An 18,460-nucleotide genomic window follows, 5' to 3' on the forward strand; every position below is an offset into this window, starting at 1 on the left:
GATATAATTTATGTAGACTTTTTTGGTATAGGAGAAGGAATTATGAAAAACAAAAAATACGTTATTAAAATAGCTTCTATAATATCTCTTATAGTTATACTTACTTTTAGTTTTTCAATTTATAAATCAAATAGTGAAAAGAAAATAGTTAGAAATATAGAGAATTTTATAGTTAGTGGAAACTACGAAGATGCATTAAAGGCTATAAATAATAGCAATGAAAATGGAAATTTAAATTTATATAAAGATATAATTGAAGAATTTTTAGCTATAAAAGAAGAGAAGAATTTTAATAATTTAGAGGATAAACTTAATAAATTTAAGGAAACTTATAGAGAAAACTTAAATACTGATATATTTAATGAAATGACTAAGGAAATTTTAAGTATAGAGGATAGTATTAAAGAATATAAAAATGAAATAAGTAGTAAAAAGGAAGAAATATTAAAGTTAATTGATGAAGAGATAAATTCGGTAAAGGAATTAATAGATAATTTTAAAGAAAGTTATCCAGAGGAAGATATTTCAGAAATAGAAGCTAAATATAATAAAAAGCTTGAAGAAATTAATATTGAGTTAGAAGAAAAGAAAAAAGAGGAAGTAAGTTTAAATATTACTACTATAAATAGTAGTAATAGTAATTCTTTTAGTAGTAATAGTGAAAATTTAGGAATTTCAAATACTTCAGCAGCACAAAATTCAAGTCAAATTATAACTATAATAAGTAAAGGTGGATCATATGGAGAATTAGTATTTTGGGAAAAGGATTCATCGGGTAATTGGCTAGAAATAGATAGAGTACAAGCTAGGTTAGGACAAAATGGAATGAAAAATGCTAGTGAAGTTTATGAAATGGATAAGTGTACACCAACAGGAATATACACTTTAACAGAAGCTTTTGGAATAAAGTCTAATCCAGGAAGTGGAGTGACATACAGACAGCTAGATGGATCAGAGTATTGGGTAGATGATGAAAATTCACAATATTATAATACAATGCAATTTGGAGACCCTAATGGTAGATGGAATTCTGCAGAAAAATTAATGGATTTTCCAGGGTATTATAATTATTCTCTAGTTATTGATTACAATAGGTGGCCAGTAATACCAGGAAAAAGTTCAGCTATTTTTATTCATTGTGATATGGGGATATATACTTATGGATGTGTAGCTATACCAGAACAAAATCTAGTAAATATACTTAATAGAATAAAGCCATCTAAAAATCCAGTTGTAATTATGGATTTTACATATGAAGCTATATATAGCAATTACTAATAAATACGGTGAGTAGTACAATAAAAGAGAGGAAATATATACAAAATAGGCTGTTTTAAACAGCCTATTTTTTAGAGGTTAATTTATTATTATTTTAGTATCATTGCTAATATTATCATAAAGCCATTTGGCATCTTCTACATTTAATCTTATACAACCATGAGAAGCAGGAACCCCTAGGGTATAATCTAATACAGTACTTTGAGTTTCGTCAAAAGGTAATGAGTGAAATAAGTAATCTCCCATAAATTGAACCCAATACTTAGCACCTTGTTGAAACTCCTCAGCATAAAACCAGTCCCCTCTATTTGTAACGGCAAATATTCCTTTAGGAGTTTCTTTACCTTCTACTCCTGTGGAACAAGTAAATTCTTTAATTAGATTCCAATTATTATTTGAACCTTCATAAACATAAGTTATTTGTTTGGCTAAATTTAAATATACTAAATAAGATGTTTTACTGGCTATAGAAAAACTATTTATATTGTTTGGAGTAATTTCTTGTAGTATAGCATTTGAGGTATATTCAGAATCTTCTCCTGAATATTCTTCTCTAAATAGTTTTATTGAATTAATTTTATTATCTATTTCAATTATTTCATCCTTAGATAATAGACTTGAATCGTAATTAGATAAAATATTAATAGCTTTTGTATAATATTTATTTGCTACCAATTCTTCAACGCTTTCAAGTAAATACTCTTTATAATTAGCTTTATAATCATCGATATATTGTTTAGCCAATTTATAATCATTTAATGAATCTTTTGGGATTAGATTAAAGTATTCCATAGCTTTATCATAATCTTTAGAATTAAAAGCAGCTATGCCAAGATTTAAATAACTATCTTCATTATGATTAAAACTAATATCAGATGAAGAAGAATTATTAGTAGTATTTATTTTATTTTCATTATTAGATTCATCTAATGCAGATATTAATTTATCTAAGGATGAATTTAAAATATTGTATTCTTTTATTTCATTTAAAATTTCCATAGCTTTATTAGAGCTGATAGTATTGTTTGATAATGATACACAAATTTTATTAACTATATCTGTAAAGTAATAATTTAAATCATTATTTAGTTTATTTCTTTTTATACTTAAAATTTTATTATCTAATATAGATTTAGCATCGGAAAATTCATAGTTATTAAATTTATTATAAAAACTATAAGTTAATGATTCATATTTTGAGTCTAAATAAACATTTGCAGTAAATCCTAATAATATTAATAAAACAAAAATAGAGAGAAATTTAAAAATAGAAAATCTATTTTTCTTTTTGGATTTATTACTGTACATTTTTGGACCTCCTTAAAACTTATACTATAATCATTAACAAAAAAGATAAATTTTAATCTGAAAAAATTAACTTTTATAAAAATTACCTTTATTTATAAAAAACTTTTTATATGATAAGATATTATTAAATAGTAAATCCTAAGGAGTAAATTAGATGGATAAGAATATAAATTTTATTAATAGACTAAGAATTAGTATAACTAGTGTAAGGCAATATAATGAATTAATTAAGGATACCTTATCTAAAGCAATAATATATTCATTAATGTTATCCTTATTAGTAGGATCTTTTTTAGGGGCATTTAGCTTTGCTGTTGTTGGAACTATGCAAAAAAATATAGAAGATATAATTTCTTCAGATGAATTTAAATTTATATTGAAAGATGGAATATTAGATTTTGAAAATTCTCCAATAAAAAGAGAAGAGGGTAGAAGTATAGTTTACATAGATACAAATATATCTTTAGATAATGTTGATAGTATAAGAAAAGTAGTAGTACATAAGGATGAGTCTTTTGCAATATTAAAGGATGGAATATCTTATAGAATAAATGGAAATGAGTATAACTATAAATTTAGTGAGTTGCCATTAATTGAAAAAATAGATAATGATATAGTATTAAAGGCTTTAAGCATTATTGGAATTGTTAAATACTTAGCTTTTTTTGCCTCTATATTGTTAACTTATATTAAATTCATGATAAATGCTTTCATATTATCTATAGGTGGAATTATATTAAATAATCTTAACGGTTTAAATCTAAAATATAGAGATATATTTAAAATTTGTATATATGCAACAACGTTACCTACAATATTAGGAGCAATTATTCCAATTGGAACATTTTCTTTATTAATTTCAGGAATGTATTTAATTTTAGTAGTAAATTATATGAGAAGTGAAATACAATTATAGAATATTGAAAATGAAGGCGATATTGCAAAATTAATAAGTAATTTTGCAATATCACCTTCTTATTTTTATATGTAAAATTTTGTTGCAAAAATAAGATATATTACTATATATATAATAAAAATGTATAAAATGAAGAAAATGATAAATGGAAAAATATACAAAAGATATTGTTGTAGAAATGGGGATATGATAAACTAGAATTATGGGTGTTAAATAAAATCTAAAGCTGTTATGAAAGGAATTATTAAAATGATTAATAAGGAATTTTTGGATAGGGAATTATTATCCAATAAAATCAAATTAAATGGATTTTCTTCAGAAGATAGTAATGAACTAACAAAGGATGAAATGATAAATATCATAACAGAATTAACAAATAAAAATTCAAAACAAGAAAACTTTTTGCTAAATATTTCACATGATTTAAGGGGGCATTTAAACGTAATACTAAGTGTTATGCAAGTTATAAATCATGGAAGTGCATATGTTACTGACAAAAAAGCTTTAGAGTATATGAACATAGTAAGAAGAAATAGTCTAAAAATGTTAAAGTTAATTAATAATTTAATTGATACAACAAAATTGGAAAACAATTACTATGTATTAAATAAAAAGAATATAGATATTATAGCTATGATTGAAAGTACTATAAATTGTATAGATAAATATGCAAAGCAAAAGAATATTCAATTAATATTTGATACAAATGAAGAAGAATGCATAATGGGAATAGATCCAGAAGTAGTTGATAGAATAATAATGAATTTATTATCAAATGCAATAAAGTTTTCATATAGTAATACTAATATTTATATAGATATATTTGTATTTAATGGAGAAATAAAAATTTCTATAAAGGATGAAGGGCCAGGTATTCCAGAGGAGTATCAGGAAAAAATATTTAATAGATTTTATCAAATGTCTAAAAAAAGAGACAGTGATGCAATTGGTAGTGGAATTGGATTAGATTTAGTAAATTATTTAGTTAAATCTATGGATGGTCAAATAAGATTAGAGAGTAAGGAAGGCCAAGGATGTGAATTTATATTGAGTTTTCCTATAAAGACAGTTGAAGAAAAAGATGATTATTGTTTAAATGATGATGGAAGTAATAAAATACAAATGCTAGAAGTAGAATTTTCTGACATATATAATAATTAAAATCATTTTTATTGATTTATTCAAATAGGTATGATAATATAAATAATGTCAAAAAAATATATGCGGTGGTAGCTCAGTTGGATAGAGTAGCTGGCTACGAACCAGTTGGTCGGGGGTTCGAATCCTCTCCGCCGTACCAGGAAAGCCTTGTAAATAGCGAATTTACGAGGTTTTTATTTTGTCTAATATTAATAGTTTTATGAACTTTGCCCCTTTTTTTGCCCCTTATAGCTTTTTATAAACCAAAAAAGAAGTGAGTTATTTAATACCCACTTTATTATATAAATCATTTAATTTACTAATAGCATTATCTTTTAAATTATCTAATACATGAGTATATGTATCAAGAGTAATTGATATATTGCTATGGCCTAATAATACTTGAACAGTTTTAGGATCTTCTCCAAGTTCGAATAATCTAGTAGCATATGTATGTCTTAAATCATGGAATTTTCTTATTGGAATATCATTCTCTTTAAGTATCTTTTTAAATTTCTTTAATACATTTCCACTATCTAAATATCTACCAAAACAGTTACAGAATATTAAGTTATTATCTTCATAAAGATTAGCAACTTTTATTCTTAATTCCTTTTGTTGATTTTCATATTGCCTTAATTTATCTATTAAGTGAGCTGGTAAAGGTACAATTCTAATACTTTTCTTAGTTTTAGGAGTTTGAATTATATTCTCATATTCTCCAGTATCAGTATTTTTAACTCTCTTAAATGTTTTATTAACATAGATAACTTTATTTATTAAGTCTATATCATTCCAGGTAAGAGCAAATAGTTCGCCTTGCCTTAATCCAGTATCTAAAGCAGTTATAAATAACATTTCTAAGTCATTTCCTTTTATAGCTTCTATAAACTTTAGTTGTTCATTTAGTGTAAAAGGTATTACATCATTTCCCTTATTGATATTCTGACTTATTTTAGGTAATACAATAGCCTTAGAGAAGTCTTTTAATATTCTATTACTAATATTAGCATATCTAATACATGGAGCTATAAGCTTATGAAGGTTATTAATAACTGAAATACTTTTACCAGTAGATACTAAGTCATTGTAATAATTTTGAATATGAGAAGGTTCAAGATCTTTAAGCTTTATATAATAAATTGGACTATTGTCAATATAATTTCTAAATATACCATCATATCTTTCTTTAGTTGCTGCTTTCTTATCAGTCATATGAGTATTATAAAGCCAGTCTTTAAAGAATACTCCGAAAAATTCTTTATTATCAGTAATGTTATTATTTAGTTCATTCTTTAAAGCTCTAATTTTCTCTTCAAGTTCTCTCACCGTACTTCCGTATAAATCCTTTGGATTTTTTAAGTTTTTATGCCTTAATCTATAGAAATAATACTCTTTACCATTTTTATTTTTCTTTTTATAGATTGTTTTAGCCACTATATCAACTCCTTTCTATTATTATTTAGTGAAACTAAGGAAATTTTTCAGCCGTTCTTAAGTTAGCTTACTAACTACCTTAAAATTTAGGTCGTTAAATAATGTTATATAGAACGAGCAAAATATTTTGCTCATCTACTCGAGACGAATTTCGTAATCAGTAAAAATGGAAATTTATTCATTATTATTTTTTATTTATTATGATTTAATTATCTTCAAGCTCAATTTCTCTATAAATTTTTTTCATTGTTTCTTCTTGTATAAGATCAATATTAGAATAATATTCTACTAATTTATTTATATTTTTAGAAAATTCCTCTTTTGAGTTATTAATAAGCAATTCAATATCTTCTTTGGATAGTAAATTTTTATTATATTTTACTTTATCAATAAATGTAGCATAGAAGTTAGCAGATAATTTATGATTGATTTTATATAATAATTCTATTAATTCTTTTAAAATATTCAATAGTCCAGTATTTTCTCCAGAGATAGGATCATATAAGGTTAAGAAAAGTAACTCTAAAATATCCCTTGACATAATATTTATATCATCATTAGAACATTTCTTCATTGAATCAAATATTAAAGAGAAACTTTCAATTTCATGATCCTCATAAAATTTAAATTCAGTTTCACCCAAAATATATCCTGGATTAATTTCAAAAAAATCAGCAATTTTATTTATGGTTTCTATCTGATCTGAATCTATAATTTCGCAATCATTAAAGAAAGAATCTACAGTTTTTTCATCTAGATTTAAAACCTTACTAAGAGTCTCTCTAGATATCCCCTTAGTTTCTAAAAGATTTTTAAGCCTTTTGCCATCTAGAACTTTTGATTCTAATAAATAAGAAATAGGTATTCCAAGAGCATCTGAAATTCTTATCAATAATTTCCCATCAGGGTTACGTTGTCCTTGTTCGTATTTTGCAATAGCATGTTTAGATAATCCTAATTTTTCAGCAAGTTCTTCACGTGATATGCCTGAACTTTGTCTATATTTTTTTATACGTTGTCCTATATCCATGTAATTCACCTCAATATAAGTATAGCACAAATTGGGTATTTTAAAACTAGAAATTTTAAAAAAACAATTGACATAACCCAAAATGGGTGATAGCATATAATTAAAGTGATACCCGAATTGGGTGTGGAGGTGATTAGGTGATTAAATATAAAATTAAATCATTGAGAGTAGGAAAGGGAATAAAAGCAGGAGATTTTGCTAATGAGTTAGAGATATCTAGAGAATATTTAAGGCTTATAGAAAATGGTAAAGCTAAAAATCCTAATGCTAAGTTAATGAAAAAAATAGCAATTCTACTCGACTCAACAGTAGAAGAATTATTTTTTAGTGATGAAGAATAGAAAGGAGATTTTATTATGGAAAATACTATTTTAATTACTCCAGCAGAATGTATGAAGATTTTAGGAGTAGGAAGAAACAGGCTATATGAGGATCTATTAAAAAGAAAGGACTTTCCAAGCCTGAAACTGGGGAAACGAATTTTCATTAATAGAGAATTACTTCAAGAGTGGGCGAATAATCAATGTAAATTTAAGTAAGGGGGGACTACATATGAACATTAAATTATTAGAACAGTACATAGAACTATGCAATCTATAGAATAAGCTGGTTATTCGTAGGGGACTTCAACTTTTCAGAATGGCATTGAAATAAAGTAGGTGATAGATTGAATTTTACCGAACATGAAATAAGAAAAAAATATAGATATTCAAATTTAAGCTATGTATTTGATGTTTATATGGAATGTGAGTATAGAGCTAATCTTACCCAAGAGGAATATGAAGGATTATTACCTGGAGAGTTTAGGTTTGACTATGAGAGTTGGGGAAGAAGGTTAGGAATTACTAAAAAGCAAATGGAAAGAGCTATTAAAGAATTAACTACAAAAAGTGCAGTAATAATACAAACTGTTAAAGGGAATAAGGGAACTAGTAGCAAGTACTTTTTAACAAGATTTAATAAAAAATTTGAGGAGAACAATAAAGAGAACAATGAGGAGAGTAATAGGAGAACAATAGACATTGAAAATACTAGCTTTGGTAATGATACGGGAGAACCAAGGGAGAAATATAAGGAGAAGAAAAAGGAGCACTCATCTCAATATAATAATCTCAATATAATATCTAATAAAGAAAAAGGTACAAATTTAGATAAAATTATTAATTCTTATACTGGAAACTTAGAGTTAAGAAATACATTAAAAGAGTTTTTGAAAATGAGAAAGTCTATAAAGAAACCTATGACAGATAGAGCTATGAGTTTATTAATTAGTAAGCTTGATAAGTTAGGGGCTAATGACAATGAAAAGATAGAGATATTAAATCAAAGTATATTTAATTCATGGCAAGGAATATTTGAATTAAAAAATAAAGGCATAGAAAGGGGGAAGGTAACAGACATATCAGCTTATATAACAACTAAGTAAAGAGGTGATTTAATGGAATATGAAAAGCTTTATAGCCAGGAAGTAGAGAAAACAATTTTAGGAGCTATGATTATAGACAATAGTAGTTGTATCAAAGTAATAGAGGAAAAAGTCAGAGAAGAAGATTTTTATTATACCTACAATAAAATTTTATTTAGGACAATAAAGACCATATTCAAAGATAAAGCAACTATGGATTTATTACTACTTATTGAGGAGCTAAGGGATAAAGACTTATTAAGTAAGGTTAATGGAGTATCTTATGTAACTGATATATCTACATCAGTAATAACATCAGCAAACTTAATAAACTATATAGAAATACTTAAGGAGTATAGTCAAAAAAGAAAGCTAATATCATTATCTAATCATATAAGAGCCAATATAGGTAAGAAGTTGGAAGAATTACAGCAAGAAGTTACAGGGTTAATAGCAGAAACAATAGAATATGAAAATAATTCAGAAACATCAGATAAACAAGAAGAAGAATATTTATATATACTTGAAAAAAGAATAAAGGGTGAAATAAATCCAATAAAGACAGGATTAACTGGGTTAGATAATAAAATAAGTGGTTTTAGTGGTGGAGATCTAGTAACTATATTTGCGTTTAGTGGAATTGGTAAGACTACATTAGCAGCACAAATAGGACTAAATAGCATTAGAAACAATAAAAAGATTTTATTCTTTAGTTTAGAAATGACTAAAGAACAGGTAAGAGATAGATTAATATCAAACTTAACTAATATACCTTTTCAGAATATTAGAAGTGGTCAATTAAACGATAATGAGTTAGAAAAAGTAATTAAAGCTAGTTCTTATTTATCAGCTAATAATAAGCTTTTAATAAGTACAGAAGATGAATTAATAAATATAACAAGTAAGATTCAAGTAGAAATTATGAAACATGACATAGACATTATATTTATAGATTATATAAATCTTATTAACATAACAGGAAATAACAAGGAAGAACATTATAAGGTTGCAGAGTGTACCAGGTTATTAAAGAAATTAGCAATAAAGATAAATAAGCCTATTGTAATATTAGCTCAAGGAAAGCAAGAATGTGCTAGTAAAATAAGTAACAAAAATCTTAATATTTGGGAAAAGGTAGCAGTTAATGACATAGCAGGAGGGGCAAGTATTTATAGAGATAGTGACATAGTAATAGGAATGTATAGAAATATAGAACTAGATAACAAAGTAGTTAGGGATATATTAACGAATCAAGGTGGAATTAATTACAGTTCAACGGATCCGGATGTTAATCCAGAATGTATTAATTTACTAATAAAGAAAAGCAGGGCAAGTGGAAAAGATATTGTAGCAGTTAAATGGAAAGCTCCAAACTATAGAATTAGTAATTGGTATTAGGGGGGTGATATTTATAGATAAAACACAAGAATTAATATGTAGAGCTTTAATAATAGGTGATAAGTATAGTAAAGCAGACAAGCCTACAAAAATTGAAGTAGGGGAACTTATGACAGGCGAAAGAAGGATATATAAAAGAAAGAAAAAAACTTATAGATAGTACCAATATCCATAAGTTAATGAATATCCAATAGGATAAACATAGAAAATACAACTATAGTATATCCTATTGGCTCAAAAAATCAAGGGTTAAAGGAGAATTAATGATGAATTATAAAACAATAAATGGATTAGTTGAAGGTGTAATAGAAAGTGAATTTGGTAATGTTCAAGAATTCAGAGAGTTTAAATTTAGTCAAATTGATCTAAGTCAAAAAGAATTAGATAAAGAAGTTTTAATGATGTGGGATAAGATTAAGAGCAATTTGTCTATTGAGCAGCAAGACTTAGTAGATAAATTAGAAACTGTACTTGCTAATAAGTGGACAAACATATGTAGATTTTATTTTAGAGAAGGAGTAGGAGCCGGACTTACTAATTTAAAGTTCTTAAATAATATAGAGGGTGTAAGAAGCTACATCAGATAGTGAGGTGGAGAGTGTGAAAGTGGAGAGGTTTAGCATTGTAACAACAAATGGAAAAAGAAAAGTAATTATTGAGAATATCTGTAGTGGAGTTGATAAGAGAAAAGAAGCTGTAGATATTATTATGAAAAATAAGTAAGATAAATAAATATTTAAATTGAATTTAAGAGAGGTATTCATATGAAAGATTATATAGATTTAGAGATAGACTATAAAAAAAGTTTACTTAATCTTTTAGAGGGTATAGAAAAAATAACCATAAAGGATAAGGAAGGAAATTCAAGGGTTGTATATGTAAAAGAAGGTATAAATCAGTACATGGAGGGTATTAATGATAAAGCTACAAGTTAGATATGAAAATGAAGTTGAAAGAGTCAAGATCCTTGAGGTATTAAAAAAACAGAATATAAAGAAGGTAAGTACACCTAAAAAAACAGGAAAGTACTATAGAGTGTATATAGATATAGAATCTTAATAAGTGAGGTATATAAATATGACTAATAATGAAAGGGAATTCTACAAGATTTTATCAAGTATAGTTAAAAGAGGATAAAATTCTGATAATAACACATACTTAATAAATAACTATAAAGCTTATTAAGAGGTGGTATTAATGAATATAGAATTGATAAAAAGATTTTTAATAGATGAATGTGGATATGAAAGCATAGAAGATGCTATTAAAAATACACCAAGAATAAATATATATGCTTTTGTAGGAGAAGTAGCTAAAGATACTAATCAAATTAAAAGTGAATATAAAAAGCATAAGGGGTGATTGACTTGAAAACTTTCATAATAAAGATTTTAGATGGGAAAAAGAAATGTATAATCATTAATTCAAATAATAAAAAGATTAACAATTAAAATAGTATACTGTATAGGCTAAAAGTAGGCTTAAATTTGATATTACAAGTAAATTCATATATTTATACTAATTACTTTTAAATTGAATATAGAGCCTATTATAGCCTTATAAATAGAAGGAGAGAAATTATGATAGTTGAGTATAAAAGTAAAGAACAAATAAAAGATGAAAAGATGGAGCAATTAAGAGAGTTTTTCTCAGAAAAAGATTTTAATCGTTGGGTTAGAATAAATAAAAATGCAGCAGAAGAAAATGACAGAATTGCTATTAGCAATAATTTCTTAAAGTTAAAATTTAAGCTTATAAATATATATAAGGACTTAGATACTTGCTATAAAGATAAGAAAAGAGCGAAGGGGGTATTAGATTTAGACTATATTGACAAGAATACCAAGAAGGAATATTTAGATTATTATAGTGCAATAGATAAGCTTATAGAAAATTATAAAACTCAATTAAATTCACTAGGATATGTATTAGTTAATTTATATGTACCTATGTTAGATAAATATTTTAATAAAAAAGAGATAGCACAACTTATAGGTGGATCATACGAGCAAATTAAAAGAATTGATGAATATCAATCCAAGAAGGAAACTGGTACAAGCTCTATTACAAAAGCGTATATTATTCATCATGGAGAATATAGATGGAGAAGGGGAAGAAATAAAGACTTTATAGATTGTCCTAACTATGAAATGCCTTTATTTAATTGTATGAGTGATTATATGTGGAAAGCAATTAATGATGATCCTAAATTAAGAAATAAAATGGATAATAAGTTTGAAGAAATGTTCTCAGATTCTATGGTGAGTGCAACTATTGATGAAAATGGAAATGTTATTGCAGTAGAAAAAGTAATACAAGAATTAAGTATAAGAGAATTAATAAAGGATTATCAAGGTAAATTTATAAATGAATTAAAGAAAGGTAATATATTTGACACTAAAAAATATAGAGTAAAGAAGCTTGAAAATAATGTTTATTATATAGTTGATAAAGACAATAAAGAGATAGAAAAAATATATAAAAAAGTATGCTAAGGCCTTGAAAACACTAGTAATAAAGAGGTGTTTGTAGTATAATAAAGATAGAGATTAACATAACAATAAAATAATTTAGTACCCTACTTGAAAAAGTGGAAGGCATAAAGGCCATGGGAAATATATAAGTTTTGATACTGTATATTCCTATGGTCTTTTTTATTTTATAAAAGGTGTCATTATAAGGGGGAAACTACAACCTATATATATTATATATAACATGTAATTACATAGCGAAAATGAAACCTTTTTAAGAATAAGCTTAGATGTTAAATACAATTATAGATTTATGTTAAGGTATTAAATTTGATTATACAGAATAGAGCTTTGAGTATAGGCTAAGGTGGACAAATGCTTAACATATTTCATAAAATCCTAGTGTAATAAAAGCAAGCCTAATACAAGTAATATAGGGAGTTTGAGGATTATATATAATGGATTGTTAGGTGTTAAGTTGTCCTGTTAAGAGTAGAGGTTGATAAACTCGATAAAAAGGAGGTGCCACAAGAGTTTTGTAACGCGATAAAAATAAGATTTTTTTAATCGTTAAAAGGTATTTCTTGACACGATAAAAATACTATTTCGCAACTACCATTACGAAATCTTGATTTTTATCCAAAAGTTTATAACAACTAAACAAAAAACAATGATTTCGCATCTAACAAATGGCTTGAATACGTGGTTTTAAGTGATTTCGCCAAACCTTTATTTAACGAAATTGGAATAACGGTGTTAGATAATTACAAAGCTACAGTAGAGATAGAGGTACATTCTAAAATAGGAAAGGATCTAAGCGTGTCGACGGACTCCATAAAAATTTATTATATTTTTAAAATTTAAGTATAGGAGTACATTCTAAATTTGAATGTAGTTAGCATTGAGCTATTAGGAAAAATATTTTTTCAAAATAAAGGGCGAAATAAAGGAGGCCTTATATATGAGTTCAGATATAGAAAAATTAGTTAAAGATTTAATTAAAAAGGTAAAGGAATTAGAAGATAGAGTTTCTTTACTAGAAGATCCTATGAGGGATATACCAGAAAATAATTTTATAAGGGAAAGAATAGGGGCAATTGAGGAGGAGTAATTTAAAATGGAAAATAAGTTAGAACAATTAATAAATGAAAATGAAAAATTTTACGAAGAACGTAAAAACAAATTAAACAAAAGACTTGGTGTAGCTAATGAAGAGTATCAATCATTATTAAAAGATTTCAATAGGCAAGTTGATTATATTAATAAGAGTACAGAATACTCACCAGAAGGTAAAATCAATAAAAATAAGGAAATTCTTGATAGATTCATTGATAAAGTGAATTATGCTGCATTAAATCATTATGCTGATTTAAATAATGAAATGGCAATAATACTTAAAGAATATGAAATTAAAACACTAGAAAAGATAAATGGATTAAATCCTAAGATAATGCCGCAATTAATGTACGTTAATACTATGATTAGTAATATTACTAGCATAAATGATGCTGATATATTAGAATCTGTTTTTAATTATATTTGCTTAGATAGTAATTTTAGTGATGAAATGGTTAATATAGTCTATTTAAAAGCTAGAAATATACTAAATAATGATATTCCTAATGTAGATGCAGGACAAGAGAAGACTAATAAAGTTATAGATGTTGTAGAAGCATCTAAGCGTGGAAAAAATAGAACTAAAATTCAAGATATAGTTAGCAAGATTGAAAAGTATAAAACAGATTATACTAATGAATTTCAAAAGATATCTAATACTTTTAAATCCGGAGCATTAAGAAGGCAATATCCAGGAAGTTTATATTTAAATAAAGATATAAAGAATGATTTTACTTTAATTAGTAGTAGAATTAATGATCCATGGAAAATGTAGAAATTTATTTAAAAAAACTTACCCTGGCATTTACCAGGGTTATTTTTATATGCAATTAAGGGGTGTTTAAATGGATAATGAGGAATTGATACAACTATACCAAAATGGATATAATAGAGCCTTAGATAAGCTTATAGAGAATAATATAGGAATAATAAAAAAGATAGCTATTAAATATAATGGAATTAATAGAGAATTAGAATTAGATGATTTAATACAAGAAGGAGTATTAGGAATTATTGCAGCAGCAAATAAATATGATTTTAACAATGAAAAGAAAGCTAAATTTATTACATTTGCAGTATTTTATATAGATAGATATATACATAGTTGTGTAAATGGAAGAAGCACTAAGCAAATAGGCAATAATAAGCTTTATAGTAGTTGTACAAGCCTTAATATCACTACAGGAGAAGAAGGCGAAACAAGAGAATTAGGGGACTTTATAGAGAAAATAGATTATGGATTTGAAAATGTAGAAGAGAAGATATATATACAGAACTTAAGAAAAGAGTTAGAGGAGGTTATGAATCAATATAATACCTTAGAGCAAAGACAAATATTAAAGTTTAGATATGGTTGGAACTCAAAAAGAATGAATTTAAATGAAATATCGGAAATAGTATGTATTTCTAGTAATAGAGTAAGAGATATAGAGAAGCAAGCTTTAAGAAAATTAAGAAATAGTAGTTGGGCCATGAATAATTTAAAAGAGTTTGCAGAGCTTGGATATATAGATAAGTTTCATTTACAGATATTTAGAGATTGGGGAATAGAGGTATAGTGTGGTTAAAGCTAAGGATATAATTAAAATAAAAAAAGAATATGAGAAATATAAGAAGTTACAAGAAAATGAAACTGATCTTATAAAGAGATTGAAATATGGAAGATTATTCAGAGAATATGAAGATAAAATTATGGATATAAAATCACAATTATTGAATATAGAGTTAGGTCTATATAAGGATATTGAATTACATAAGAATATATTTATAGATAAATACATTAATAAGATACCAGTTGAAAGGCTAGTTGATAAATATAGATTATCAAGGAGTACAATATATAGAATATCTAATAAGTCTAAGGAGTTATTTGAAAGTAATAGATGGAAAATATAAAATAATATATATTATTAACAAGTTCAATATTGTAATAAATTGGTATATAATATTATTAACGACATATGTGTAATGGAGGTTTATATGGTTGATAATAGGAAAAGAATAACTGTAAACTTTAGAGAAAATAATAAAATTGACGAAGAGCTATATAAATATATAATGGAAAAATCTAAAGTTATTGGAGTTTCTAATGCTATAAAACAAATTATATCACAATATAAAGAACAGGAAGAGAAGGGGAGATATTAGTTCCCTTCTTTTTTTATAAATTATTTGTCAGACATAGGAAACATTTTAAAGACATAGGCATATAAATAAAACATAACAATATCAAAATAATCTAATTAATAAATCAAGTCTATATTTTCTTATAACAAGTAACGCCAGTTATGTGATTAAAAGTTAGTAACAAAAGGGTTAGCGTACTAATAAAAGCAGACCAACTGCAGTAGATCATGGAGCTTGAGTGAATGCTCGAATGAGCTTGCGAAATGATGAGCATGAACGAAAGATACATTATCTATGGAGGCGGTAGCCACTTTATAAGTAAGCATAAGAATTTTTTATTACTAAACTTGATAGTAGCAGCGTAATTCAAACAGAAATAATTCAAGGGTTTAAAAATGTATAATCTTAAAATTATTAGAAGTGGAAGAAGAGTAGAGATATACAAGATAAACAACTATTTAATAAAGCAAGGAGAAAAGCATGAAGGAACTAAAATTATTGAAGGAATTATTAAAGGGGATAAACCTAAGAATAAAAATGAAAGTCAAAATAAGAAGGTCAGGAAAGAAACTTTAAATAAGGCTAGAAACAATATTATTAGGCTTATAAAAGCTAATGAGGATATGAATATTTTCATAACATTAACATTTGCTAAAGAGCAGGACTACAAGGAGAGTAAGAAGAGCTTAAATATATTATTTACTAAGCTAAGAAAAGATTATAAGGGACTAAAGTACATTTGGGTGTTAGAATATGGCGAGTTAAAAAATAGATTGCATTATCATTTACTATGTAATATACCTATTGAAATAAAATTAAGCATAAGTAAAGAGAAAAAGAGCCAGGAGCATAAAGATTTAGAAAATGCTTTTTGTAAGAAGTATTGGAAGTATGGATTTGTAGATATAAGACATTTGGACCAGGAAGGGAATAGCAATGTAGCTCTATATGTTGCAACTTATATTACTAAAAGTATGGAAAATAAAGAGCTTGAAGGATTTAGAATATACGGCTATAGTAACAAAACTTTAAATAAGCCTATAGAAGAAAAGATATACACAAGAGATAGCATAGAGGAAATTTTAAGTCTATTTAAAGGCTATAGCATAACATTTACCAATAGTTATTCAATAGGCTATATAGACGAGAAAAGAGAGCATATAGGTACAGTAAATTATTATGATATGGAATTAAAGGAGAGTAAATAATATGAAATTAAAGAGTATTGATGTTTTAGTTACTAAAGTTGAAGTAAAGGAAAATAAAGAAGGTAAAGGATATTTAATTATAAATTTATTAGATTTAGCATCAGGGGACAACTTTCAAATTATAAATAAGGAATTAGAGCTATTAGGAAAATTAAAGTCTATGACTAAGTTTAAAATGGATTTTGATTTAAGTAGTACGAAATATGGATTGAAGTTAGAAATTGCTAGAATAATTTCAGAGGAAGGAATTATTTGAATAAAAGAACCTAGATAATATATGGTTTGGAGGTTGTTTTATGGAATTAGTAGTAGTTGGAGGACTAGCTGCAACTTCAATATATTTTAGGCTAACTATAGAAAAGAGAAAGAAGAGTAAAATAAAGAACTCCTGGAAGGAGCTAATGCAAGAGTTAAAGTTAAGTACAAAGGATTCTAAAGCAATTCCAGAAGTGAAAGAAGTTGAGTTTATAGAAAATGGTTTTATATTAACAGTTAAAATACCTACAGGACTTGAATTAAAAAAAATTGAGGACACAAAAGAAGCAATAGAAAATAAGTTTGAAGGTTTAGTATCTATATATAAAGAGAGGTTTTCAAGCTCAGTACAAATAAAAATAATTACAAAGGATATAGGTAAATTTATCTATCATCCAGTAAAAACAGAATCATTTGAACTATATATAGGAAAGACGTTTGATAGTAATAATTATTTAATAGATGTAAATAGATTTACTCATATATTAGTTGGAGGGGTTAATGGTACTGGTAAAAGTTTTTTAATAAGTACTATATTGACTAATTTAATATATAACTCAAGTAAGGAAATAGAAATACATTTAGGGCAAATAGTAAAAGGCGACTTGGGAGTATTTAAAAATTGTAGACCAGTGAAATTTGCTAGTGAGGATTTAAAAGAAATTTCAGAGGATTTAGAGAAGGTTGTTAAGTTAATAGATTTAAGAAGTAAGCATTTTGCACAATTTGGAATTAAGAATTTAAATCATTATAACAAGCATTTTCAGGGAGAAAAAGCAAAAAGAATATTTTATGTAATAGAAGAGTTATCTTTCTTTATGCCCTCAAGTAGTGATAATGAAGAAGTTAAATATTTAAAAGGTAAGTGCTGGGATAATATATTGGCAATAGTTAAGGCTGGAAGAAGTTCAGGAATTCATTTAATAGCATTAATTCAAAGAAGTACAGTTTCTAATTTACCTTCTGATGTTAAAAGTCAAATGTGTAGAATAAGCTTTAGACAAATAAGTTCTATAGATAGTAAAAATATAATAGAGTGTGATGATGCTATAAATTTAGACGATAGAGAGTGTTTAATATATGGCACTAATAAACCTATGGATATAGTTAAAACTCCTTTTGTAGATGAAGATTTTAAGGCTTTAAATCAATATGTGAAGGAAATAATAACTCCTAATTCTTCTATTACAAAAACAGATTTAAATAGACTAGAGAGCTTATTAGATAATCTTGAAGAAGAGAAAGTGGAAGAGCTACAGCAAGAAGAAGTAGTTGAAGAAAGTAATGTAAAGAAAAATAAAAAAGTTATTTATCAAAAGCCTAATAAAACACCTAAAAAGGGAATGATTAAAGTTGATGACATCTAAAAAG

24 protein-coding genes and 1 tRNA gene are annotated in these 18,460 nt (G+C 26.0%); 22 read left to right on the forward strand and 3 right to left on the reverse strand.

Features of this window, described 5'->3' with window-relative positions; translation table 11 throughout:
• Positions 1 to 42 precede the first annotated feature (42 nt).
• Complete coding sequence (locus BN6774_RS18780) at positions 43 to 1,278, forward strand: L,D-transpeptidase family protein (protein ID WP_066889357.1); 1,236 nt, start codon at positions 43 to 45, stop codon at positions 1,276 to 1,278.
• A gap of 78 nt (positions 1,279 to 1,356) precedes the next feature.
• Here the strand turns inward: BN6774_RS18780 and BN6774_RS01410 are convergent, their stop codons facing one another.
• Positions 1,357 to 2,586 (reverse strand): L,D-transpeptidase, encoded by a 1,230-nt coding sequence (locus tag BN6774_RS01410; RefSeq protein ID WP_066889359.1) that lies wholly within the window; start codon positions 2,584 to 2,586, stop codon positions 1,357 to 1,359.
• Between the two features lie 154 nt (positions 2,587 to 2,740).
• Here BN6774_RS01410 and BN6774_RS01415 point away from each other — a divergent pair, with 154 nt between their 5' ends.
• The 3 genes from BN6774_RS01415 (at position 2,741) to BN6774_RS01425 (ending at position 4,802) form a co-directional block, all read left to right on the forward strand.
• Entirely contained in the window at positions 2,741 to 3,502 is a 762-nt protein-coding gene (locus BN6774_RS01415) for a DUF1189 family protein (RefSeq protein WP_066889361.1), read from the forward strand.
• Between the two features lie 231 nt (positions 3,503 to 3,733).
• Complete coding sequence (locus BN6774_RS01420; RefSeq protein ID WP_066889362.1) at positions 3,734 to 4,663, forward strand: sensor histidine kinase; 930 nt, start codon at positions 3,734 to 3,736, stop codon at positions 4,661 to 4,663.
• Between the two features lie 62 nt (positions 4,664 to 4,725).
• Positions 4,726 to 4,802 (forward strand) — tRNA-Arg (locus BN6774_RS01425).
• Between the two features lie 119 nt (positions 4,803 to 4,921).
• Here the strand turns inward: BN6774_RS01425 and BN6774_RS01430 are convergent.
• Positions 4,922 to 6,079, reverse strand: coding sequence for a tyrosine-type recombinase/integrase (locus BN6774_RS01430; protein WP_066889364.1), 1,158 nt, complete (start codon positions 6,077 to 6,079; stop codon positions 4,922 to 4,924).
• 205 nt (positions 6,080 to 6,284) lie between these two features.
• The gene (locus BN6774_RS01435; RefSeq protein WP_066889366.1) at positions 6,285 to 7,109 is read right to left on the reverse strand and encodes a helix-turn-helix domain-containing protein; all 825 of its coding nucleotides are present in this window, start codon (positions 7,107 to 7,109) and stop codon (positions 6,285 to 6,287) included.
• 137 nt (positions 7,110 to 7,246) lie between these two features.
• On the opposite strand from BN6774_RS01435, the gene BN6774_RS01440 reads away from it, so the two are divergent.
• From BN6774_RS01440 to BN6774_RS01495, 18 genes are all read left to right on the forward strand, one after another.
• Complete coding sequence (locus BN6774_RS01440) at positions 7,247 to 7,450, forward strand: helix-turn-helix transcriptional regulator (protein WP_084766823.1); 204 nt, start codon at positions 7,247 to 7,249, stop codon at positions 7,448 to 7,450.
• Between the two features lie 15 nt (positions 7,451 to 7,465).
• Entirely contained in the window at positions 7,466 to 7,648 is a 183-nt protein-coding gene (locus BN6774_RS01445) for a helix-turn-helix domain-containing protein (protein ID WP_066889368.1), read from the forward strand.
• Positions 7,649 to 7,776: 128 nt separating this feature from the next.
• Positions 7,777 to 8,535, forward strand: coding sequence for a hypothetical protein (locus BN6774_RS01450; protein WP_066889370.1), 759 nt, complete (start codon positions 7,777 to 7,779; stop codon positions 8,533 to 8,535).
• Between the two features lie 12 nt (positions 8,536 to 8,547).
• Positions 8,548 to 9,912: a replicative DNA helicase gene (locus tag BN6774_RS01455; RefSeq protein WP_066889372.1), complete on the forward strand. Its 1,365-nt coding sequence runs from the start codon at positions 8,548 to 8,550 to the stop codon at positions 9,910 to 9,912.
• Positions 9,913 to 9,916: 4 nt separating this feature from the next.
• A complete protein-coding gene (locus tag BN6774_RS18415; RefSeq protein WP_159426799.1) occupies positions 9,917 to 10,072 on the forward strand; it encodes a hypothetical protein in 156 nt (51 codons plus the stop codon).
• 106 nt (positions 10,073 to 10,178) lie between these two features.
• Positions 10,179 to 10,499 carry a hypothetical protein gene (locus BN6774_RS01460; RefSeq protein ID WP_066889374.1) on the forward strand — a complete coding sequence of 107 codons (321 nt, stop codon included), beginning with the start codon at positions 10,179 to 10,181 and terminating at the stop codon, positions 10,497 to 10,499.
• A 177-nt stretch (positions 10,500 to 10,676) separates the two neighbouring features.
• On the forward strand, positions 10,677 to 10,847 hold the full coding sequence (locus BN6774_RS18420) for a hypothetical protein (protein ID WP_159426800.1): 171 nt from the start codon (positions 10,677 to 10,679) through the stop codon (positions 10,845 to 10,847).
• Entirely contained in the window at positions 10,828 to 10,971 is a 144-nt protein-coding gene (locus BN6774_RS18425; protein WP_159426801.1) for a hypothetical protein, read from the forward strand. Before BN6774_RS18420 ends, BN6774_RS18425 begins: the two co-directional genes overlap by 20 nt.
• A 138-nt stretch (positions 10,972 to 11,109) precedes the next feature.
• Positions 11,110 to 11,274 carry a hypothetical protein gene (locus BN6774_RS18430; protein ID WP_159426802.1) on the forward strand — a complete coding sequence of 55 codons (165 nt, stop codon included), beginning with the start codon at positions 11,110 to 11,112 and terminating at the stop codon, positions 11,272 to 11,274.
• A gap of 218 nt (positions 11,275 to 11,492) precedes the next feature.
• The gene (locus BN6774_RS01465) at positions 11,493 to 12,407 is read left to right on the forward strand and encodes a hypothetical protein (RefSeq protein WP_066889375.1); all 915 of its coding nucleotides are present in this window, start codon (positions 11,493 to 11,495) and stop codon (positions 12,405 to 12,407) included.
• Between the two features lie 937 nt (positions 12,408 to 13,344).
• The gene (locus tag BN6774_RS18435) at positions 13,345 to 13,494 is read left to right on the forward strand and encodes a hypothetical protein (RefSeq protein WP_159426803.1); all 150 of its coding nucleotides are present in this window, start codon (positions 13,345 to 13,347) and stop codon (positions 13,492 to 13,494) included.
• 6 nt (positions 13,495 to 13,500) lie between these two features.
• Entirely contained in the window at positions 13,501 to 14,274 is a 774-nt protein-coding gene (locus tag BN6774_RS01470) for a hypothetical protein (protein ID WP_066889377.1), read from the forward strand.
• Between the two features lie 70 nt (positions 14,275 to 14,344).
• On the forward strand, positions 14,345 to 15,058 hold the full coding sequence (locus tag BN6774_RS01475) for a sigma-70 family RNA polymerase sigma factor (protein ID WP_066889379.1): 714 nt from the start codon (positions 14,345 to 14,347) through the stop codon (positions 15,056 to 15,058).
• Between the two features lies 1 nt (position 15,059).
• On the forward strand, positions 15,060 to 15,395 hold the full coding sequence (locus tag BN6774_RS01480) for a hypothetical protein (protein WP_066889381.1): 336 nt from the start codon (positions 15,060 to 15,062) through the stop codon (positions 15,393 to 15,395).
• 84 nt (positions 15,396 to 15,479) lie between these two features.
• Positions 15,480 to 15,647, forward strand: coding sequence for a hypothetical protein (locus tag BN6774_RS18440; protein ID WP_159426804.1), 168 nt, complete (start codon positions 15,480 to 15,482; stop codon positions 15,645 to 15,647).
• A gap of 374 nt (positions 15,648 to 16,021) precedes the next feature.
• Positions 16,022 to 16,834, forward strand: coding sequence for a rolling circle replication-associated protein (locus tag BN6774_RS01485; protein WP_066889383.1), 813 nt, complete (start codon positions 16,022 to 16,024; stop codon positions 16,832 to 16,834).
• Position 16,835: 1 nt separating this feature from the next.
• On the forward strand, positions 16,836 to 17,090 hold the full coding sequence (locus tag BN6774_RS01490; RefSeq protein ID WP_066889385.1) for a hypothetical protein: 255 nt from the start codon (positions 16,836 to 16,838) through the stop codon (positions 17,088 to 17,090).
• A 40-nt stretch (positions 17,091 to 17,130) separates the two neighbouring features.
• Complete coding sequence (locus tag BN6774_RS01495; protein ID WP_066889387.1) at positions 17,131 to 18,456, forward strand: FtsK/SpoIIIE domain-containing protein; 1,326 nt, start codon at positions 17,131 to 17,133, stop codon at positions 18,454 to 18,456.
• Positions 18,457 to 18,460: the final 4 nt, after the last annotated feature.

The organism is Clostridium nigeriense (genome assembly GCF_900086595.1).
Taxonomy (GTDB): domain Bacteria; phylum Bacillota; class Clostridia; order Clostridiales; family Clostridiaceae; genus Clostridium; species Clostridium nigeriense.